The sequence below is a fragment of the Methylobacterium sp. Leaf89 genome (assembly GCF_001422215.1).
Taxonomy (GTDB): Bacteria; Pseudomonadota; Alphaproteobacteria; order Rhizobiales; family Beijerinckiaceae; genus Methylobacterium.
The window spans coordinates 51,321-68,803 of sequence record NZ_LMML01000007.1 but is presented as its reverse complement, the minus strand read 5'-3'; the positions used below and the strand labels follow the sequence as shown (position 1 = coordinate 68,803).

At 72.3% G+C, this 17,483-nt stretch carries 19 protein-coding genes and 2 pseudogenes; 11 read left to right on the top strand and 10 right to left on the bottom strand.

Annotation, left to right across the window (positions count from 1 at the left end; translation table 11 throughout):
• Positions 1-259 precede the first annotated feature (259 nt).
• Complete coding sequence (locus ASF18_RS24080; RefSeq protein WP_162239155.1) at positions 260-424, bottom strand: hypothetical protein; 165 nt, start codon at positions 422-424, stop codon at positions 260-262.
• Here ASF18_RS24080 and ASF18_RS24075 point away from each other — a divergent pair, their 5' ends adjacent.
• A complete protein-coding gene (locus ASF18_RS24075) occupies positions 425-676 on the top strand; it encodes a hypothetical protein (protein ID WP_162239154.1) in 252 nt (83 codons plus the stop codon).
• A gap of 166 nt (positions 677-842) precedes the next feature.
• Entirely contained in the window at positions 843-977 is a 135-nt protein-coding gene (locus tag ASF18_RS25010) for a hypothetical protein (RefSeq protein ID WP_280138138.1), read from the top strand.
• A gap of 98 nt (positions 978-1,075) precedes the next feature.
• Here the strand turns inward: ASF18_RS25010 and ASF18_RS03390 are convergent, their stop codons facing one another.
• The 4 genes and pseudogenes from ASF18_RS03390 to madL all read right to left on the bottom strand — a co-directional run.
• A complete protein-coding gene (locus ASF18_RS03390; RefSeq protein ID WP_056216654.1) occupies positions 1,076-1,342 on the bottom strand; it encodes a hypothetical protein in 267 nt (88 codons plus the stop codon).
• Between the two features lie 198 nt (positions 1,343-1,540).
• Complete coding sequence (locus ASF18_RS03385) at positions 1,541-2,227, bottom strand: GntR family transcriptional regulator (RefSeq protein ID WP_056216652.1); 687 nt, start codon at positions 2,225-2,227, stop codon at positions 1,541-1,543.
• 50 nt (positions 2,228-2,277) lie between these two features.
• Positions 2,278-3,037: pseudogene (gene madM, locus ASF18_RS03380) on the bottom strand (malonate transporter subunit MadM).
• A 38-nt stretch (positions 3,038-3,075) separates the two neighbouring features.
• A pseudogene (gene madL / locus ASF18_RS03375) lies at positions 3,076-3,349 on the bottom strand (malonate transporter subunit MadL); the annotation flags it as partial.
• A 229-nt stretch (positions 3,350-3,578) separates the two neighbouring features.
• Between madL and mdcA the strand changes: the two are divergent.
• Genes mdcA through ASF18_RS03335 form a run of 8 tightly spaced genes read left to right on the top strand, consistent with a single transcriptional unit; the run spans position 3,579 to position 10,724 of the window.
• Positions 3,579-5,225: a malonate decarboxylase subunit alpha gene (gene mdcA / locus ASF18_RS03370; RefSeq protein WP_056216650.1), complete on the top strand. Its 1,647-nt coding sequence runs from the start codon at positions 3,579-3,581 to the stop codon at positions 5,223-5,225.
• A 13-nt stretch (positions 5,226-5,238) separates the two neighbouring features.
• Positions 5,239-5,550, top strand: coding sequence for a malonate decarboxylase acyl carrier protein (mdcC, locus tag ASF18_RS03365; protein ID WP_056216648.1), 312 nt, complete (start codon positions 5,239-5,241; stop codon positions 5,548-5,550).
• Positions 5,550-6,482 (top strand): biotin-independent malonate decarboxylase subunit beta, encoded by a 933-nt coding sequence (locus ASF18_RS03360; protein WP_056349515.1) that lies wholly within the window; start codon positions 5,550-5,552, stop codon positions 6,480-6,482. Before mdcC ends, ASF18_RS03360 begins: the two co-directional genes overlap by 1 nt.
• Before the next feature lies 1 nt (position 6,483).
• Positions 6,484-7,224, top strand: coding sequence for a biotin-independent malonate decarboxylase subunit gamma (gene mdcE, locus ASF18_RS03355; protein WP_056349512.1), 741 nt, complete (start codon positions 6,484-6,486; stop codon positions 7,222-7,224).
• On the top strand, positions 7,217-7,873 hold the full coding sequence (gene mdcG / locus ASF18_RS03350) for a malonate decarboxylase holo-[acyl-carrier-protein] synthase (protein ID WP_056349509.1): 657 nt from the start codon (positions 7,217-7,219) through the stop codon (positions 7,871-7,873). The genes mdcE and mdcG overlap by 8 nt, the downstream gene beginning before the upstream one ends.
• Before the next feature lie 27 nt (positions 7,874-7,900).
• A complete protein-coding gene (gene mdcB / locus ASF18_RS03345) occupies positions 7,901-8,755 on the top strand; it encodes a triphosphoribosyl-dephospho-CoA synthase MdcB (protein ID WP_244472555.1) in 855 nt (284 codons plus the stop codon).
• A gap of 13 nt (positions 8,756-8,768) precedes the next feature.
• Positions 8,769-9,692, top strand: coding sequence for an acyltransferase domain-containing protein (locus ASF18_RS03340; protein WP_056349502.1), 924 nt, complete (start codon positions 8,769-8,771; stop codon positions 9,690-9,692).
• Between the two features lie 27 nt (positions 9,693-9,719).
• Positions 9,720-10,724, top strand: a complete 1,005-nt coding sequence (locus ASF18_RS03335) for an aldo/keto reductase (RefSeq protein WP_056271188.1) — start codon at positions 9,720-9,722, stop codon at positions 10,722-10,724.
• A 93-nt stretch (positions 10,725-10,817) separates the two neighbouring features.
• Here the strand turns inward: ASF18_RS03335 and denD are convergent, their stop codons facing one another.
• From denD to ASF18_RS03310, 5 genes are all read right to left on the bottom strand, one after another.
• Positions 10,818-11,777, bottom strand: a complete 960-nt coding sequence (gene denD / locus ASF18_RS03330) for a D-erythronate dehydrogenase (protein WP_056349499.1) — start codon at positions 11,775-11,777, stop codon at positions 10,818-10,820.
• 17 nt (positions 11,778-11,794) lie between these two features.
• Positions 11,795-13,075: a 3-oxo-tetronate kinase gene (gene otnK, locus ASF18_RS03325; protein ID WP_056349497.1), complete on the bottom strand. Its 1,281-nt coding sequence runs from the start codon at positions 13,073-13,075 to the stop codon at positions 11,795-11,797.
• A complete protein-coding gene (gene otnI / locus ASF18_RS03320) occupies positions 13,072-13,869 on the bottom strand; it encodes a 2-oxo-tetronate isomerase (RefSeq protein WP_056349494.1) in 798 nt (265 codons plus the stop codon). The genes otnK and otnI overlap by 4 nt, the downstream gene beginning before the upstream one ends.
• Before the next feature lie 14 nt (positions 13,870-13,883).
• A complete protein-coding gene (ltnD, locus tag ASF18_RS03315) occupies positions 13,884-14,801 on the bottom strand; it encodes an L-threonate dehydrogenase (RefSeq protein WP_056349491.1) in 918 nt (305 codons plus the stop codon).
• A gap of 144 nt (positions 14,802-14,945) precedes the next feature.
• Positions 14,946-16,262: an MFS transporter gene (locus tag ASF18_RS03310; RefSeq protein WP_056349489.1), complete on the bottom strand. Its 1,317-nt coding sequence runs from the start codon at positions 16,260-16,262 to the stop codon at positions 14,946-14,948.
• A 205-nt stretch (positions 16,263-16,467) separates the two neighbouring features.
• Here ASF18_RS03310 and ASF18_RS03305 point away from each other — a divergent pair, with 205 nt between their 5' ends.
• On the top strand, positions 16,468-17,478 hold the full coding sequence (locus tag ASF18_RS03305; protein ID WP_200917496.1) for a LacI family DNA-binding transcriptional regulator: 1,011 nt from the start codon (positions 16,468-16,470) through the stop codon (positions 17,476-17,478).
• The last annotated feature ends 5 nt before the right edge of the window (positions 17,479-17,483 follow it).

The following is a 17,483-nucleotide window of genomic DNA, read 5'->3' as shown; positions in this document are numbered from 1 at the left end:
CCCCGCAACCAAACTCAACAAAAAGCCCGCCCCGGTGAAATCCAGGGCGGGCTTTCGACGTTCCGAAGCCGGCCGCGCCCTTTCCGCATCGGTGCGGCAGGACGACGCCCAAGACTGATCTCCCGAACCGTTGCGGCGGCGGCGAGGCTCAGGATCCGCCCGATCAAGGGCGCGGAGACGCCCCGTACGGCGTCGTAGCCGTCACAGAGCGGGGTGGGCCGATCGGCCAGCGTGCTGCCTCGCCCCTCTCCCGCCTCGATCAGGCCAGGCGCAGGTCGCGGCCGTTCAGACCCTGGGACGCCAAGGGGCTGGAATGGGAGGCCGCCTCCCCGCCTCCGCCGCACAATTTCGCCGGGGTTCCGCCGGTGCCGAAGGTCCCGTAGGACTGCCCGATCCAGGCCCCCGAGACCGGGAGCCACCACACGTGAGCGCGAACCCCGCCGCCGAACCCGTCGGCGTGACGCGCGCCGAGCCCTTCGCCACCTTTGGTCAGCAGCGCTGCGCCGCGACGCTGGGCATGGGGGCCTGGCTGCTCACGGAACGGCTGCTCTTCGCCGGGCTGTTCCGCACGGCGCTGATCCTGCGCCTGCTCCATCCGGAGGCGGTGCAGGCGGCGGCCGGGCATCTCAGGTTCTGGATCGTCGCCTTCGCGGCCCTCCACCGGGTCAACCGGTAGGAGGCGGCGCTGCGCAAGCCCTTCCGGACCCTCGGCCCGTCCTCCTCCGGCACAGCCTGCTCACGTCGGTGCGCACCTTCCTGGCGCTGCTTGCCGTGAACGTTGCGCTCGGGGCGACGCGCCCCTTCGAACAGGTCTGGCTCGTCGAGCTCGGGGTGGTCGGCGCATGGCGGCGATCATCATCCGGGTGTCGATGGCGGTCCGCCACGAGCCGCCCCTGGTGCGCCTGTTCGCCGGGGTCGGGTTCTTCTGGGTCGCGATCCTGTTCGGGATGACACTGACCGATTCCCTCGGGCGCTGACCCCCCCGACGCACGAAAACGGCGGGGCTCGCGCCCCGCCGTCATCGGCTCGGGTGGTTCTCGGCCTCGGACCGGCGCGCCGTCCCTCGGGCGTGGCCTCAGTAGGCCGGGCCGCCCGAGGTGGTGCCGTAATTGGCCGTCGGCTTGTTGTTCTGCTCGGCATTGCCGGCCTTGGCCGAGTCGTCGGCGCGGCGGCGGAGCGAGCCGGTGGTCACGTCATCGAAGGCGCCGACGACGCGGCTGCCGGGCGCGGCGGCGGCGGGGATACCGGCCGGGGCGTTGTAGCTCTGCGCGAGGGCGGAGGTGACGGGGGCGCCGAGGGTCAGGACCAGGGCGACGGCGGCGGAAGCAAGACGGGTGTTCATAGTCGTCGTATCCAGCAGTACAGGTCCGGTCTCCGTCAAACATGCGAGGATCATGTCCAAGATGTCCGGGGGCCGTTCTTGTTGGTATGAGCGTGATATAGGACCCGCCCCTCTGGAACGGCGTGCGCTGCAACACCCAGTGCATGCGTTTGGCGCATTTCTCTTGAATAATATGGTCTCGCCTATGTGTGTGTTGCATCACACGTCGGAGTGGGCGTCGATGTAATGACGTAAGGCGCTGGCCGCATTGAGCATGTGGGCGCGCATCCGCCGGGCGGCCGCCTCGCCGTCGCCCTCGGCGATCGCCGCCAGGATGGCCCCGTGCTCCGCGCGGGAGCCCTGGATGCGGTCCCCGTAGCGCAGCTGCGTCCGGCGGAAGCCCGAGAGGCGGGTGCGCAGGGCCAGCGCCTGCTCCTTGAGGAAGCCGTTATGCGTGGCGCCGTAGAGGGCCTCGTGGAAGCTGCGGTTCAAGCCATCGTAGGCGTCGACGTCGCCGGCCGCGACCATGTCGCCGGAGCGCGCATGCAGGTCCATCAGGTGGGACCGCTCTAGGGGCGTCATCCGGTAGGTGGCGAGCCGCACGCACATCGCCTCGAACTCGGCGGTGGTCTCGAACATGTCCATGATCCGCTCGGGCGTCATGCGCGTGACCACGACCCCCCGGCGCGGGCGCAGCTCCACCAGCCCGTTGAAGGCGAGTTGGCGGAGCGCCTCGCGGACGGGCGTACGCGAGGCGCCGAAGCGGTCGGCGAGATCCTGCTCGTCGAGGGCGGTGCCGGCGGCGAGGTGCCCGGCCGCGATCTCGTCGGTGAGCGCGTTGCGGATCTGGTCCGACAGGAGTCCGCGCTCCGCTACCGGCTCGTCCATCGTGCCCGCGTCCATCATCCGCTCTCCCCCGGTTCGCTCCCTGCCCGGGACGCGCGAGACCCCATCCGTCATCCCACGATGGCCCGAACCGTGAGGTAGAACAGCAACGGACCGACGAGGCAGCCGATTCCGGTGTGGAAGGTCGCCGTCAGCGCGCCGTAGGGCACGCGCTTCGGGTCGGTGGCGGCCAAGCCCCCGGCGACGCCGCTCACCGTGCCCATCAGGCCGCCGAAGGCCATGGCCGAGCGCGGATTGTCGAGACCGATGAGCTGGGCGACGGGGGGGCGACCATGACCATCACGGCCTTGGTGACGCCGGTGGCGATGGAGAGCGCCATCACGGCCGAGTCCGCGCCGAGCGCCGCCCCCGTCACCGGCCCGACGATGTGGGGCACGGCCCCCGCGCCGATCGTCGTGATGCCGACGGCGTCGGTGTAGCCGAAGGCCACCGCCGTCAGGGCGCCGAGGATGAAGGGGATCACGGGGCCGAGGCCTAAGGCCAGGACGCCGAGGAGCCCGGCGCGGCGGGCCTCCGGCACGTCGACCTCGAAGGCGGTGGCCACGATGGCGAAGTCGCGCAGCATCGCCCCGCCTATCAGGCCGATGCCGTCGAAGGCCGGCCGGTCGGCGACGCCCTTCCTGCCACCGGTATAGAGGCCCGCACATAGGCGAGCACCAGCCCGAGGACGATGGCGATGGCCGAGCCGTGGACCCGGCCGGCGGTGAGCCAACGGCTGGCGAGGTTCGAGGCCGGCATCAGGGCGCCGACCGTCGCGAAGGCGGCCACCAGGCCCTGCTCGACGAAGACGTGCTCGATCATGGCCAGCATGGGGTCATGGGACCGTGGCGGCGATGAGCACGATGGGCCCCGCCGCGCACGGCCGCCATCGCGTTCTGCTGCGCGGCCATCGCCACCACGATCGGGATGTACAGGGTCGACCAGAACTCGACCCCCAAGCGTGATGCCGCCGCCGAGCTTGCCCCGGGCGAGGAGCCAGGACCGGGCGGCGATGAGCAGAATCATGGCGAGGCCGACCCCGCCGACATTGGCCTTGACCCCAAGGGCGATGCCCAGCCGGTCGCCGAGGAACACGCCGATCGGGGTGCAGAGCGCCAGGAGCGCGACGCCGAGGATGGTCATCGGGCGTGGCTCCGCGTCGTCGTGACGGGGGACGGCGATCGGAATGCACGGGGCATGGAGCGTTCCTCCTGCGTATTCGGCGATTCGTTTTTAATTGCTCTCAGTATACCGTTGATTGACAGTTTCGCAATTTGGAATACTGATCGAGGGAATGAATCGGGTTCGGCATGTCGTAGGGTGTCGATCGCGGAATGCCGTATACGCAGGCTGGGACGAGGGGGCGGACAGGATGACGGATTGGCGTCAGGAACGCACCGCCCGCGAGGCGCGTCTCGAAAGGGCGCGGCCGCATGCGGACGGCAAGGTCGTGCCGGCGGCCCGGGTCGTCGACCTCCTCGAGGCGATCCTCCGGCCGGGCGACCGGGTCTGCCTGGAGGGCGACAACCAGAAGCAGGCCGATTGCCTCGCCCGCGGCCTGTCCGCCTGCGATCCGGCCCGGGTCCACGACCTGCACATGGTGCAGTCGGGCATCGTCCTGCCCGAGCATCTCGACATCTTCGAGCAGGGCATCGCCAAGCGGCTCGATTATTCCTATTCCGGTCCCCAGGGCGCCCGCATCGCCAAGATGCTGTATGGCGGCCAGATCGAGCTCGGGGCGGTGCACACCTACCTCGAACTCTTCGCGCGCTACTTCATCGACCTGACACCGAACGTGGCCCTGATCGCGGGCGTCTCGGCCGACCGGGACGGCAACCTCTATACGGGCCCCAACACCGAGGACACGCCCACCGTGGTGGAGGCGACCGCCTTCAAGAACGGCGTGGTGGTGGCCCAGGTGAACGCGATCGTCGACCGGGTGCCCCGCGTCGACATCCCCGGCGACCGGGTGGACTTCGTGGTGGAGGCCGACAGGCCGTTCTACGTCGAGCCGCTCTTCACCCGCGACCCCGGCGCCGTGACCGAGACGCAGATCCTGATGGCCATGATGGCGATCAAGGGGATCTACGCCGAATACGGCATCCGCCGCCTCAACCACGGCATCGGCTTCGGCACCGCGGCGATCGAGCTGCTGCTGCCCACCTATGCCGAGCGCCTCGGCCTGAAGGGCCGGATCGCCACCCACTGGGCGCTCAACCCGCATCCGAGCCTGATCCCGGCCATTGAATCCGGCTGGGTCAGCCAAATCCACTGCTTCGGCTCCGAAGTGGGCATGGACAAGTACATCCGCGCCCGGCCGGACGTGTTCTTCACCGGCTCCGACGGCTCACTCCGGTCCAATCGCGCCTTCTGCCAGACGGCCGGCCTCTATGCCTGCGACCTCTTCATCGGCTCGACCCTGCAGATCGACTTGGCCGGCCATTCCTCCACCGTGACCACCAACCGGGTGGCGGGCTTCGGCGGCGCCCCGAACATGGGCTCGGATCCGCACGGCCGGCGCCACCCCTCCGACACCTGGATGAAGGCGGGCCGCGAGGCCGGCGGCACGGGCGACCCGGCGCTCCGGCGCGGGCGCAAGCTCGTGGTGCAGCTCGTCGAGACCTTCGGCGACAAGCTGGTCCCGGCCTTCGTGGAGCGGCTCGACGCCCTGGAACTCGCGCGCAAGCTCAAGCTCGAGCTCGCCCCCGTGATGGTCTACGCCGACGACGTCACCCACATCGTCACCGAGGAGGGCATTGCCAACCTGCTGCTGTGCCGGACCCCGGACGAGCGGGAGCAGGCGATCCGCGGGGTGGCCGGCTACACCGAGGTGGGCCGGGGCCGCGACCACGCGGAGGTGGAGCGCCTGCGCGCCAGGGGGATCATCCGGCGCCCCGAGGATCTCGGCATCGAGCCCCTGGACGCCGACCGCTCGCTGCTCGCCGCGCGCTCGATCAAGGACCTCGTGCACTGGTCGGGCGGCCTCTACGAGCCGCCGGCCAAGTTCCGGAACTGGTGAGGATTTTCGCGTCATGGAGAAGCTGAGCTTCCGCCACGCCACCCGGACGGCGCTCCCCGGCACGCGGGCCAGCGCGATCACCGGGGTCGTCGCCTCCGGCAACCTCGAGGTGCTGCTGGAGCGCAACCTCGCCCCCGACGCGTGCCACGTCGAGATCGATACCGCCATCGCCGGGTACGGGGAGGTCTGGGCCGCCGTGGTCGCGGATTTCGTGGCCCGCCGGCAGCCCGGCGGGCTCACCATCACCATCAACGACGGGGGCGCCCGCCCCGACACCGTGTCCCTGCGCCTCGCCCAGGGCGCCCGCCTGATGGAGATGCCGTGATGGACTGGAAGCCCGTCTCCCTCTCTTCCTCGCCCCTCGACCAGAGCTGGTACGAGGCCAGCGCCCGCGCCCGCCTCGCCGGCCTCCTCGACACGGACACGTTCCAGGAGTTCGTCGGCCCCGAGCAGCGGAGGATGAGCCCGCACCTGCCGCTGTTCGACCTGCCGCGCGCCTTCGACGACGGCATGATCGTCGGGCGCGGCCGCCTCGACGGACAGGACGTGCTGGTCGCCGCCCAGGAGGGCCGCTTCATGGGCGGCGCCTTCGGTGAGATCCACGGCGCCAAGCTCGTCGGTCTGCTGCGGGCGGCGCTGGCCGTGAAGCCTGCCGCTCTGCTGATCCTGTTCGACACCGGGGGCGTGCGCCTGCAGGAGGCCAATGCGGGCGAGACCGCCATCGCGGAGATCATGCGGGCGATCACGGTCGCGCGGGCCGCCGGCATCCCGGTCATCGGGCTGATCGGGGGGCGGGCCGGCTGCTACGGCGGCGGCGGCCTCGTCGCCGGCACCTGCGCGCGCCTGATCATTTCCGAAGGGGGACGCCTCAGCGTCTCCGGCCCCGAGGTGATCGAGACCAACAAGGGCGCGGAGGAGTTCGATTCCCGCGACAGGGCGTTGGTGTGGCGCACCATGGGCGGAAAGCACCGGCGTCTCATCGGCGCCGCCGACGCCTTCGTGGACGACACGATCGGGGCGTTTCGGCGGGCCGCCCTGGCGGCGATCCCGGCGGCCCCGGCCTTTGATCTCGCCACGCTCGAGGCCGAGCAGGCCCGGCTGGAGGCCCGCCTCGACCGCTTCGGCGACGCCCGGGACGCCACCGAGATCTGGGGGCGCCTCGGCGTCAACGACCCCGCCGCCGTGCCGGGCCTGACCACCGAGGGCTTCGACGCCCTGCTCGCCCGCCTCCCGGAGGGGCCGCACCATGCCCGATAAGATGCCCCTCGACGCCCTGCTCGCCTCGCTCTTTCCGGCGGGCCACGCCGTCACGGTGGCGGACGGCCTGATATCCGGCGATGGCCCCCTCGGTGGTGGCCGCCTCGCCGTGATCGGCATCGACGGCGAGGCGGCGCTGGGCATCGAGGGCGCCTGCTTCCTGGCGGGGCGCGTCCTCGACGTGGTGCGGGCGGGCGGCGGCACGCCCATCCTCGTCCTGATCGATTCCGACAGCCAGCGCATGAGCCGGCGCGACGAGCTTCTCGGCCTCAACGAGTACCTCGCCCATCTGGCCAAGGCGCTGCTGCTGGCCGACGCGCAGGGGCACCCGACCCTCGGCCTGCTCTACGGCCACAGCGCGGCCGGGGCCTTCATCGCCACGGCGCTCGCCACCCGCGTGCTCGCGGCCCTGCCCGGCGCCCATCCGAGCGTGATGGACCTCCCCTCCGTGGCCCGCGTCACCAAGCTGCCCCTGGAGACGCTGCAGGACATGGCCCGCTCGACCTCGGTCTTCGCGCCGGGGCTCGACAACATGGTCCAGACCGGCGCCGTGCAGGCGGTCCTCGACCCCGACAAGCCCCTCGGCCTCCAGGTCGCCGCGCTGATCGCGGACAGCCCGGCGGCCGATACCCGCGACGCGCTGGGCCGTGAACGGGGCGGGCGCCCCCTCGCCCACGACATCGCCGCTCAGGTGGTGCGCGAGGCGCAGGGCCGGGTGCTGCGCGAGGCGCCGGGTGCGTGATGCCGCGCGCCACGACCTGCTCACGGTGGCGCCCGCCGCCTGGGGCCCGCTGCTGGCGCAGCGGCCGGACCTCGACGGGATTCCCCATCTCGCCGATTGGGCCGCGCGCGGCTGGCCCGTGATCGTGCGCCGCCGCGGGCCCGGCGAGGATGGCACCCTGGTTCCGGCCGGGCTGCCGCTGCCGCCTTCCCTCGGCAAGCGCCGCATCGGCCTCACGCTTCCGCCCGCGGCTTTGCGCCCGCGCCCCGGCCTGACCCTGGCCGAGGCGCGGGCGGCCGCGCCCGCCGCCTGGCAGCCCGCCCTCGACGCACTCCTGGCGCACGGGGCCGCCCATGGTCGCGTGCCACGGGTGTTCGGTGGTCTGCTCTGGCAGGCCCTGACGGGTCTGCCCTACCTTTCCGCCACCTCCGACCTCGACCTGCTCTGGCCCGGTCCCGTCGGCCCGGCCTTCCTCGACGGCCTCGCCGATCTCGCGGCACAGGCGCCGATGCGCCTCGACGGCGAGATCGGCCTCGCCGACGGCTTCGCCGTGAACTGGCGCGAGCTGCAGGCGGCCGGCCCCGGCGACACCGTCCTGGCCAAGGGCCTGGAGCGGCTGGAGCTCCGCCCCGTTTCGGCCCTTCGCGCCGCCCTGACGCCGGCGGCCTGAGCCATGCCGATGCGTGCCCTCTCGCCGATGCCCGCGGCTCCGTCGGAGACCCGGGTCCCCGCTGCGACTGTCGGCGGCCCGGACGCAATCGCCCGCCTCGCCACGCACTGCCTGCGCCTGGAGCTCGCCACCTATCCCAAGCCCGGCCTCGTCAGCCACGTGGACAGCGGCAGCCATTCGGACATGGATGCGGGCACCTTCCGGGCGAGTGCCTCCGCCCTGGAGCCCTATTTCGCGGATCTGGCCGAGGCCGGCGCGGCCGGGGCCGGGATGGCGCATCTGCGCCGGATCGGCCTCGCGGCGGAGGCGGCGATGCGGGCGGCCACGGGGGGCGTGAACACCCACCGGGGCGCCATCTTCGGCCTGGGCCTCCTCGGCGCGGCGGCCGGCGCCCTGGGGCGGCGTCCGGCGGCCGGGAGCCTCGGCGCCCATGTCCGCGCACGCTACGCCGGTGCCATTCTGGACGGCCCCGAACTGCTGCACGCGCCGGGTGCGCGGGCGCGGCGGCGGCACGGGGTCGGGGGCGCGCCGGCCGAGGCCGCGGCCGGCTTCCCGACCCTCTACGGCACCGGCTTGCCGGCCCTGCGCCGGGCCCGTGCCCGACGTCCCGAGTCGCCCGAGGCGGCGCGGGTGGAGGCCTGCCTCGCCCTGGTCGCGGCCCTCGAGGACACCAACCTCCTGCATCGTGGCGGCCCGGAGGGGTTCGGTTTCGCCCGGGCGGAAGCCGCCCGCTTCCTCGCCGAGGGCGGCATTGCCCGGGACGACTGGGTCTCACACGCGGAAAACCTGCACCGCGCCTTCGTCGCCCGCCGCCTCAGCCCCGGCGGAGCGGCCGACCTGCTGGCCATGACGCTGTTCGTCGACGCCTGGGAGCGACCATGAGCGTCGATCGCCCATGACCCTCGCGGTCCTCCTCTCCGGCCAGGGCGGCCAGCATCCCGGGATGTTCGACCTCACGGCCGCCCTGCCCGAGGCGCAGGGCGTCTTCGCGGCCGCGGCCCCCCTGCTCGGTCAGGATCCGCGCGACTTCGTGCGCTCAGGGAAGAACCTGCACGCCAACCGGATCGGGCAGATCCTGTGCTGCGTGGCTGGCCTCGCCGCCTGGACCCTGGTGCGGAGGGCTCAGGCCGCCCGCGTCGTGGTGGTGGGCTACAGCATCGGCGATCTCGCGGCCTTCGGCTGCGCCGGCCTGTTCGCGCCCGAGACGGTGCTGCACCTCGCCGCCGCCCGCGCCGAGGCGATGGATGCGGCGGCCGGTCCCGGCTACGGCCTCGCCGGCCTGCGCGGCCTGCCTGCCGCGCGGGCCTTCGCCCTGGCCGAGGCGCAGGGGTGCCATCCGGCGATCCGCAACGCCGCCGACAGCGTGGTGGTGGGCGGCCCCGTCGCGGCGCTGGACGCCCTCTGCGCCCAGGCCCTTGCGGCGGGCGCGGCCCGGGCCGTTCGCCTGCCCGTCCACATTCCCTCGCACACGCCGCTCCTGGCCGAGGCCTCGGCGCGCTTCGCCGAGCGGCTGGCGCAGGCTCCCCTGGCGACCCCGCCGCGTCCGGCCCCGCGCCTCCTCAGCGGCCTCGACGGAGCGGCGGTGTTCCGGCCGGAGGCGGGCCTGCCCAAGCTTGCCGCGCAGGTGGCGCAGACCCTGGACTGGGCCGCCTGCCTGGAGGGCGTCGGTGAGTTCGGCGCGACCCGGGTGCTCGAACTCGGCCCCGGCCACGCCCTCGCCACCATGGCCCGCGCGGCCCTGCCCGAGGCGCGGGTTCATGCGCTGGAGGACTTTCGCCAGCCCGCCGGCGTGGTGCAATGGATACGCGACGGGGCCTGAGCGCCCCTGATGGAGTGGAATGCCACGATGCAGTACCGCAATCTCGGCCGCTCGGGCCTCAAGGTCTCGCCGCTCTGCCTCGGCACCATGATGTTCGGCGGCCCCACCGACGAGGCCACCGCCGGCCGCATCATCGACAGCGCCCGGGGCGCCGGCATCAACTTCCTCGACACCGCCGACGTCTACAACGAGGGCCGCTCCGAGGAGGTGGTGGGCCGGGCGCTTCGCCGGGACCGCGAGGCCTGGGTGCTCGCCACCAAGGTCGCCAACCCGATGGGACCGGGCCCCAACGACCGGGGCTTGTCGCGCGCCCACGTGCTGCGCGCCGCCGAGGCCAGCCTGAAGCGGCTCGGCACCGACGTGATCGACATCTACTACCTCCACAAGGAGGACCACACGACGCCGCTCTCCGAGACCATCGGCGCCATCGCGCTCCTCGTGCGCCAGGGCAAGATCCGTTACTTCGGCGTCTCCAACTACCGGGCCTGGCGGGTCGCCGAGATCTGCCGCCTGTGCGACGACCTCGGTATCGACCGGCCCGTGGTCAGCCAGCCTTACTACAACGCCCTGAACCGGATGCCCGAGACCGAGCACCTGCCGGCCTGCGCCCATTACGGCCTCGGCGTGGTGCCGTACTCGCCGCTGGCCCGCGGCGTGCTCACCGCCAAATACGATCCCGATGCCCCGCCCCCCGAGGGCACCCGCGCGGGGCGCCAGGACACCCGCATGATGCAGACGGAGTGGCGCCCGGAATCCCTGGTGATCGCCCGGATTTTTCAGGACCATGCGGCCGCGCGGGGCCTGACGGCGGGGCAGTTCGCGGTGAACTGGGTGCTGGCCAACCGCACCGTCACCTCGGTCATCGCCGGGCCGCGCACGGAGGCGCAGTGGGACGCGTATCTGGGCGCGCTGGGCTACACCTTCACGGACGAGGACGAGGCCCTCGTCGACGCCCACGTCGTCACCGGCCACTCCTCGACGCCGGGCTACAACGACCCGGCCTACCCGATCGAGGGCCGCGTGCGGGGCTGAGGGCGTTCCGCAGGGATCCCCCCGAGTCCGCTCGCGTGTCCCTCCCCCGCAAGGGATCGGGACACGCGTCGTCGCCGAAAGGGCGTCGTTCGCTTAGCCCTGCGTCTCGGCCAGATGCAGCGCCACCAGGGCATCGAAGCTGGCATCGCCCTCGAAGCCCAGGTCCAGGGCGCGGCGCGTGTCGAAGGCCTCCGGCCAGGTCTCCACGATGGCCTGGATGGCCGGATTCGGTTCGCGCCGGATCAGCGCCACCGCTCTGTCCCCGCCCACGCGGCGCAGGGCCTCGATCTCGTCGGCCACCGTCGCCGAGATTCCCGGCATGGTCAGGCTGCGGCGCAGGCCGAGGGGCGCGAGGTCGATGCGGGCGGCATGCAGGAGGTATTGCGTGGCCGAAAGCGGGCTGGCGAACCAGTGGCGCACGGTATCGGGCACCGGCAGGATCGCTTGCCTGCCGGCCAGCGGCTCGCGGATGATCCCGGAGAAGAACCCGGACGCCGCCTTGTTCGGCTTGCCCGGCCGCACGCAGATGGTGGGCAGGCGCAGGCCGATGCCGTCGAGGAAGCCGCGCCGGCTGTAGTCGGCGAGCAGCAGTTCGCCCATCGCCTTCTGGGTGCCGTAGGAGGTGGCCGGCGTCAGGATCATGTCGTCCGGGATCACGCCCGGGAGCGGCGGCCCGAACACGGCCAGCGACGAGGTGAAGACCACGCGGGGACGATAGCCCTCGGCGACATGGGCCTGCCGGATGGCCTCGAGGAGCAGCCGGGTGGCGTCGAGATTGACCCGGTAGCCCTTCTCCAGATCGGCCTCCGCCTCGCCCGAGACGATCGCCGCGAGGTGGAAGATCACGTCCGGTCGGCCCGCGATGGCGGCCTCCGCCGCGCCGGGCACGGAGAGGTCGGCGGCAGCCGTGACGACGGAGCCGGTGAAGCCCGCCGGGGCGGTCGGCTCCACCACGTCGACCAGGGTGAGGGCGCGGGCATCGCCCTGCGTGGCGAGGGCGTCGGTCAGGCGCCGGCCGATCATGCCGGCGGCGCCGAGGATCAGTGCGTGCATGGGTCGTCCTTTCAGGCTCAGCGCATCAGGTCGAGGGCGCGGGAGAAGAAGTCGCGGCCGCCGAAATTGCCGGATTTGAGGGCGAGCAGCATGGGCTCACCCTGCCCCATCGTGCGCAGCACCGGCACCCCGGCGGCGATCTCGGGCCCGAGGCGGAAGGCCTTCAGCCCGAGCCGGTCCACGACCGCCCCCGACGTCTCGCCGCCCGCCACCACGAGGCGGCGCACGCCGTGCGCCACCAGGCCTTCCGCGATGCGGGCCAGCGCGTCCTCGAGGGCGTGGCCGACCCGGTCGCCGCCGTGGCGCGCCTGGAGGGCCCGCACGGTCTCGGGCTCGGCGCTGCTGGCGATGAGGACGGGGCCGGCGCCGACGTGCTCGCCGGCCCAGGCCAGGACGGCCGCGATCTCGGTCTCGGCCTCGCCGACGAGCATCCGCTCGGGGTCGAGGCGGCGCACCGGCATCAGGGCCTCGGCCGCCGTGATCTGGCCGAGGGTCGCCTGTGAGCAACTGCCGGCGAGGCAGGCGGAGAGCCCCCCCACGGGCGCGCCGAGATCCGCCGCGCTGTCCGGCGCGGCGGCACGCCCGGTCGCGACCAGGGCCCGGGCGAGGCCGAGGCCGAGGCCCGAGGCGCCCACCGACACCCGGTGGCCGAGCGCCGCCGTGCCCAGGGTCTCGAGGTCGGCCTCCACCACCGCATCCGCGATGGCCGCGCCGATCCCCTCGGCGGCGAGCGCGTCGAGGCACGCGGCGACGGCGTCCGGCCCCTTCGCCACGGTGGCGAAATCCACCAGACCCACGGGCGACGCGCTCTGGCGGCCCAGCACCCGCACGAGGTTGGCGTCCCGCATCGGGTTGAGGGGATGGTCCTTGAGCGGGCTCTCGTTCAGCGGCACCGCGCCGACGAACAGGTTGCCCTGGTAGACGGTGCGCCCCGTTTCCGGGAAGGCGGGGGTGACGAGGGCGATGGCCTCGCCCGCCTCGCCCCGCAGGGCGTCCAGGACGGGTCCGATATTGCCCGCGTCGGTGGAATCGAAGGTCGAGCAGATCTTGAACAGGACGTGGGCGGCGCCCCGTCCGCGCAGCCAGGCCTCGGCCGCGCGGGTGCGCGCCACGGCTTCCGCGGCCGGGATGGAGCGGCTCTTCAGGGCCACCACCACGGCCTCGACACCGGACAGATCGAGGTCGTCGGCGGGGATGCCGATGGTCTGCACCGTGCGCAGGCCCCCCTTGCTGAGCGTGTTGGCGAGGTCCGAGGCGCCGGTATAGTCGTCGGCCACCGATCCGAGGGCGAGGCTCATCGGGTGCCCTCCCGGACCTGCGAGGCGCGGTAGGGCTCGAACCAGCCCAGGCCCTCCCCGGTGCCGCCGGCCGGGTTGTACTCGCAGCCGACGAAGCCCGCGTAGCCGAGGTAGTCCAGTTCGGCGAAGAGGAAGGCGTCGTTCATCTCGCCGGTGCCGGGCTCGTTCCGGGCGGGGACGCTGGCGGTCTGGACGTGCCCGACCATCGGCATCAGGTCGCGCAGGCGGGTGGTCACGTCCCCGTGCAGGATCTGGCAGTGGTAGAGGTCGAACTGCAGCTTCAGGTTCGGCAGGCCCAGGTCGCGGATGAGGTCGGCGGTTATGTCGAAGTCGTTGAGGAAGTAGCCCGGCATGTTGCGGGCGTTGATCGGCTCCAGCACGAGGTCGAGGCCTTCGCGGCCGACGCGCTCGGCGGTCCAGGCCACGGCCCGGCGATAGGCGTCCTGCGCCGCCGGATCGCGCGCATCCGCCATGCCGGCCATGAGGTGGAGCCGGGCGACGCCCGTGGCCTTGGCGTAGGTCAGGCCGGTCTCGACGCCCGCCTGCAGCTCGGCGAACCGGTCCGGCAGAGCGGCGAGGCCGCGCTCGCCCGCCGCCCAGTCGCCCGGCGGCAGGTTGAACAGGGCCTGGGTCAGCCCGAACCGCGCCAGGCGCTCGGCGATGGCCTCGGGCGGATGATCGTAGGGGAAGAGGAACTCCACGGCGGTGAAGCCCGCCTCCGCGGCGGCGGCGAAGCGGTCGAGGAACGGCCGCTCCGTGAACATCAGCGTGAGATTGGCGGCAAAACGCGGCATCGGCTCTTCTCCCTTCAGGCCTTGGGCGACGGCAGGGTGACGCCGGCCACCTGGGCGTAGAGGCGGGCCACCGAGGCGTCGTCGTCCCGGCCCATGCCGGAGCCGGACGCCATCAGGAACATCTGCAGCGCGGCGGCGGCCACCGGCACGGGGTATGTCTCCGCCCGCGCCATGTCCTGCACGATGCCCAGATCCTTGACGAAGATGTCGACCGCGCTTCTCGGGCTGTAATCGCCGTCGAGGACGTGCGGCATGCGGTTCTCGAACATCCAGGAATTGCCGGCCGACGCCGTGATAACCTCGTAGACCTTGTGGAGATCCAAGCCCTGCTTGGCGGCAAAGCTCATGGCCTCGCTGGCGGCGGCGATGTGCACGCCGGCAAGCAACTGGTTGATCATCTTGAAGGCGGCACCCTGCCCGGCCGCGTCGCCGAGCTCGTAGAGCTTGCCGGCCATGGCGTGAAGGGCTGGGCGGGCCGCGTCGAAGGCCGCCTTCGTGCCGGAGGCCAGGAAGGTGAGTTCGCCCTCGGCCGCGCGGACGGCGCCGCCGCTCATCGGCGCGTCGAGGTAGTGGCGGCCGGTCTCCTCCAGGCGGGCCGCGAGGCGCCGGGCGACGGCCGGGTCCATGGTCGCCGAGGAGACGAACACCGCGCCCGCCCGCATGGTCTCTGCAGCGCTGCCGGGCCCGAACAGCACGGCCTCGGTCTGGGCGGCGTTGACCACGACGCAGACCACGACGTCGGCGCCCTCCGCCGCCGCCGCGGGGTTCGCCGCCGCCTGCCCGCCGGTCGCGGCGAAGCGCGCGACGGCGTCCGCGTCCACGTCGCAGGCCGCGACGGCGAAGCCGGCCCGGAGGAGCGAACCGGCCATGCCGGCGCCCATGGAGCCGAGGCCGATCACGGCGGCCCGCTGGGTCTGGGTGTTGATGCTCATGGGGACCTGTTCATGGGAGGGAGGGATCGGAGCGGGCAAATCGAAACGACGGTGCTGCGACCCATCCCGTCATCCCGGGCTCGCCTGCGGCGCCCCGGGATGACGGTGCGGGCTTCGGAGCCGCCGGCCGTCGGCGCAGCCGTCTCAGCGGTTGACCACCTGCTTCGGGGTGACGAACACGCAGACCGCGCCGATCACCAGCATGCCGGCCAGCGCGTACATGCCGGCGGCGGTGCTGCCCGTGGAATCGCGCAGGGCGCCGATGACGTAGGGGCTGGCAAAGCCCGCGAGGTTGCCCACCGAGTTGATCAGCGCGATTCCGGCGGCCGCCCCCGCGCCGCTGAGGAAGGCGGTGGGCAGGGACCAGAACAGGGGTGCGCAGGTGAGCACGCCGCCGGCGGCCACGGCGAGCGCCGCGATGGCCACGACGGTGCTCCCCGTGCTGGCGGCGACCACGAAGCCCACCGCGCCGCAGAGGGCCGGGACGATGAGGTGCCAGCGGCGCTCGCGCATCCGGTCGGCGCTGCGGCCGAGCAGGATCATCACGAAGACCGCGAACAGGAACGGGATCGCGCTGACGAGGCCGATGTTCAGGTTGCCCTGGATGCCGGACGCCTTGACGATGGTGGGCATCCAGAAGGTCAGTCCGTACTGGCCGGTGACGAAGGCGAAGTAGATCAGGCTCATGAACCAGATCCGCCCGTTGCGGAACACGGTGGCGATGGAGTGGGGGCTCTGCTCCTTGCCGGCGCCGTCGGCGGCGATGTCGCGCTCGATGACCTGCTTCTCGGCGGCGGTGAGCCACTTGGCTTCGGAGGGGCGGTTGTCGAGGTAGAAGAACACCGCGAGACCCACCAGCACCGCCGGCACCGCCTCGATCAGGAACATCCACTGCCAGCCCGACAGGCCGTAGGTGCCGTTGAAGGCGTCCATGATCCAGCCGGAGAGCGGGTTGCCGAAGATGCCCGAGACGGGAATCGCCGACATGAACACGGCGATCACGCGGGCGCGGCGATGGGCCGGGAACCAGGTCGTGGTGTAGAGGATCACGCCCGGGTAGAAGCCCGCCTCGGCCAGGCCGAGCAGGAAGCGCATGATGTAGAACGAGGTGGCCGAGTTCACGAACATGAACCCGGCGGAGATGATACCCCAGGTGATCATGATGCGGGCGATCCAGACCCGGGCGCCGACCCGGTGCAGGATCACGTTCGAGGGCACCTCGAACAGGAAGTAGCCGATGAAGAACAGGCCGGCGCCGAGGCCGTAGACGGTTTCGCTGAAGCCCAGCTCCTGGGACATCTGCAGCTTGGCGAAGCCGACGTTCACGCGGTCGAGATAGGCGACCACGTAGCAGAGCATCAGGAACGGCACGAGCCGCCAGAACACTTTGCGATAGGTCTGTTCGACGAAATCCGCCGCGGGCGCATCGACGCCCCGCGCGGTTGCGGCCTGAACGCTCATGTTTCCTCCTGCCGGCGCGCGTTGCACGTCGCCGTTCTGGCGTTGCACCATCTTGTTGCGGCACTACTCGTTGTGGCAGCGCTTGCATCTTGCGTAACAGATGATGGCAGCGCTGCCAATCTCATTGTTGCGGCCAACTAAGCTTGCTATGGGCTGTGCAGCCCGGGACCGGAGATGAAGGTCGACGATGAACGTCCAGAGGTCCCTGCACGAGCCGGAGCGCCGGCTCGTGACCCTGTCCGACGTGGCCCGCGAAGCCGGAGTCGGCGAGAGCACGGTCTCGCGCGTCCTGCGCAACCAGGGCTCGTTCTCGAAGCGCACGCAGGACCGGGTCGCGGAGGCGGTGGCGCGTCTCGGCTACGTGCCGAACCGGCTGGCCGGCATGCTGGCGGGCTCCGGTTCCACGGCGGGGGCCAAGCTCGTGGGGATTGTGATCCCGTCGCTCACCAACATCGTGTTCCCGGACCTCCTGCGGGGCGCCACGGCGGTCCTCGACCGCGGCGGCTTCCAGAGCGTGATCGGGGTCTCCGACTACGACCCGGAGCGGGAGGAGGCGCTGATCGGCGCCCTCCTCTCCTGGCGTCCCGCCGGCCTCATCGTCACCGGCCTGGAACACACGCCCGGCGCGCTCGCCCGCCTGCGGGCGAGCGGCATTCGCATCGTCGAGATGATCGACACCGACGGGGCCGGCCTCGACATCGTGGTGGGATTCTCCAACCGGGCGGTGGGCTGCGACAGCGCCCGGCACCTGCTGGCACGGGGCTACCGCCGCATCGGCTTCGTCGGCCACGACATCACGCAGGATCTCCGCGCCGCCAAGCGGCTCGCGGGGTTCTGCGAAACCCTTCGGGAGGCGGGCTGCCCCCTGGCGGAGCGCGAGATCGCGTCCGGACCCTCTTCGGCCGCTGCCGGGCGGGAGGCCCTGGCGCGGCTGGTCGGCCGCCGGCCCGACCTCGATGCGGTCTACTTCTCCAACGACGACATGGCGCTGGGCGGCTACTTCCACTGTCTCGCGGACGGGATCGCGGTGCCGGGACGCCTCGCCCTGTTCGGCTTCAACGCCCTCGACATCGCCGCCGCCCTGCCGCAGCCGCTGACCACCATCCGCACGCCGCGCCTGGAGATCGGCGCCGCCGCCGCCGAGCGCCTCGCCGCCGACGGCCCGGCCGAGACCGTCGATCTCGGCTACGAACTGATCGCGGGCGCCACCGCCTGAGATCG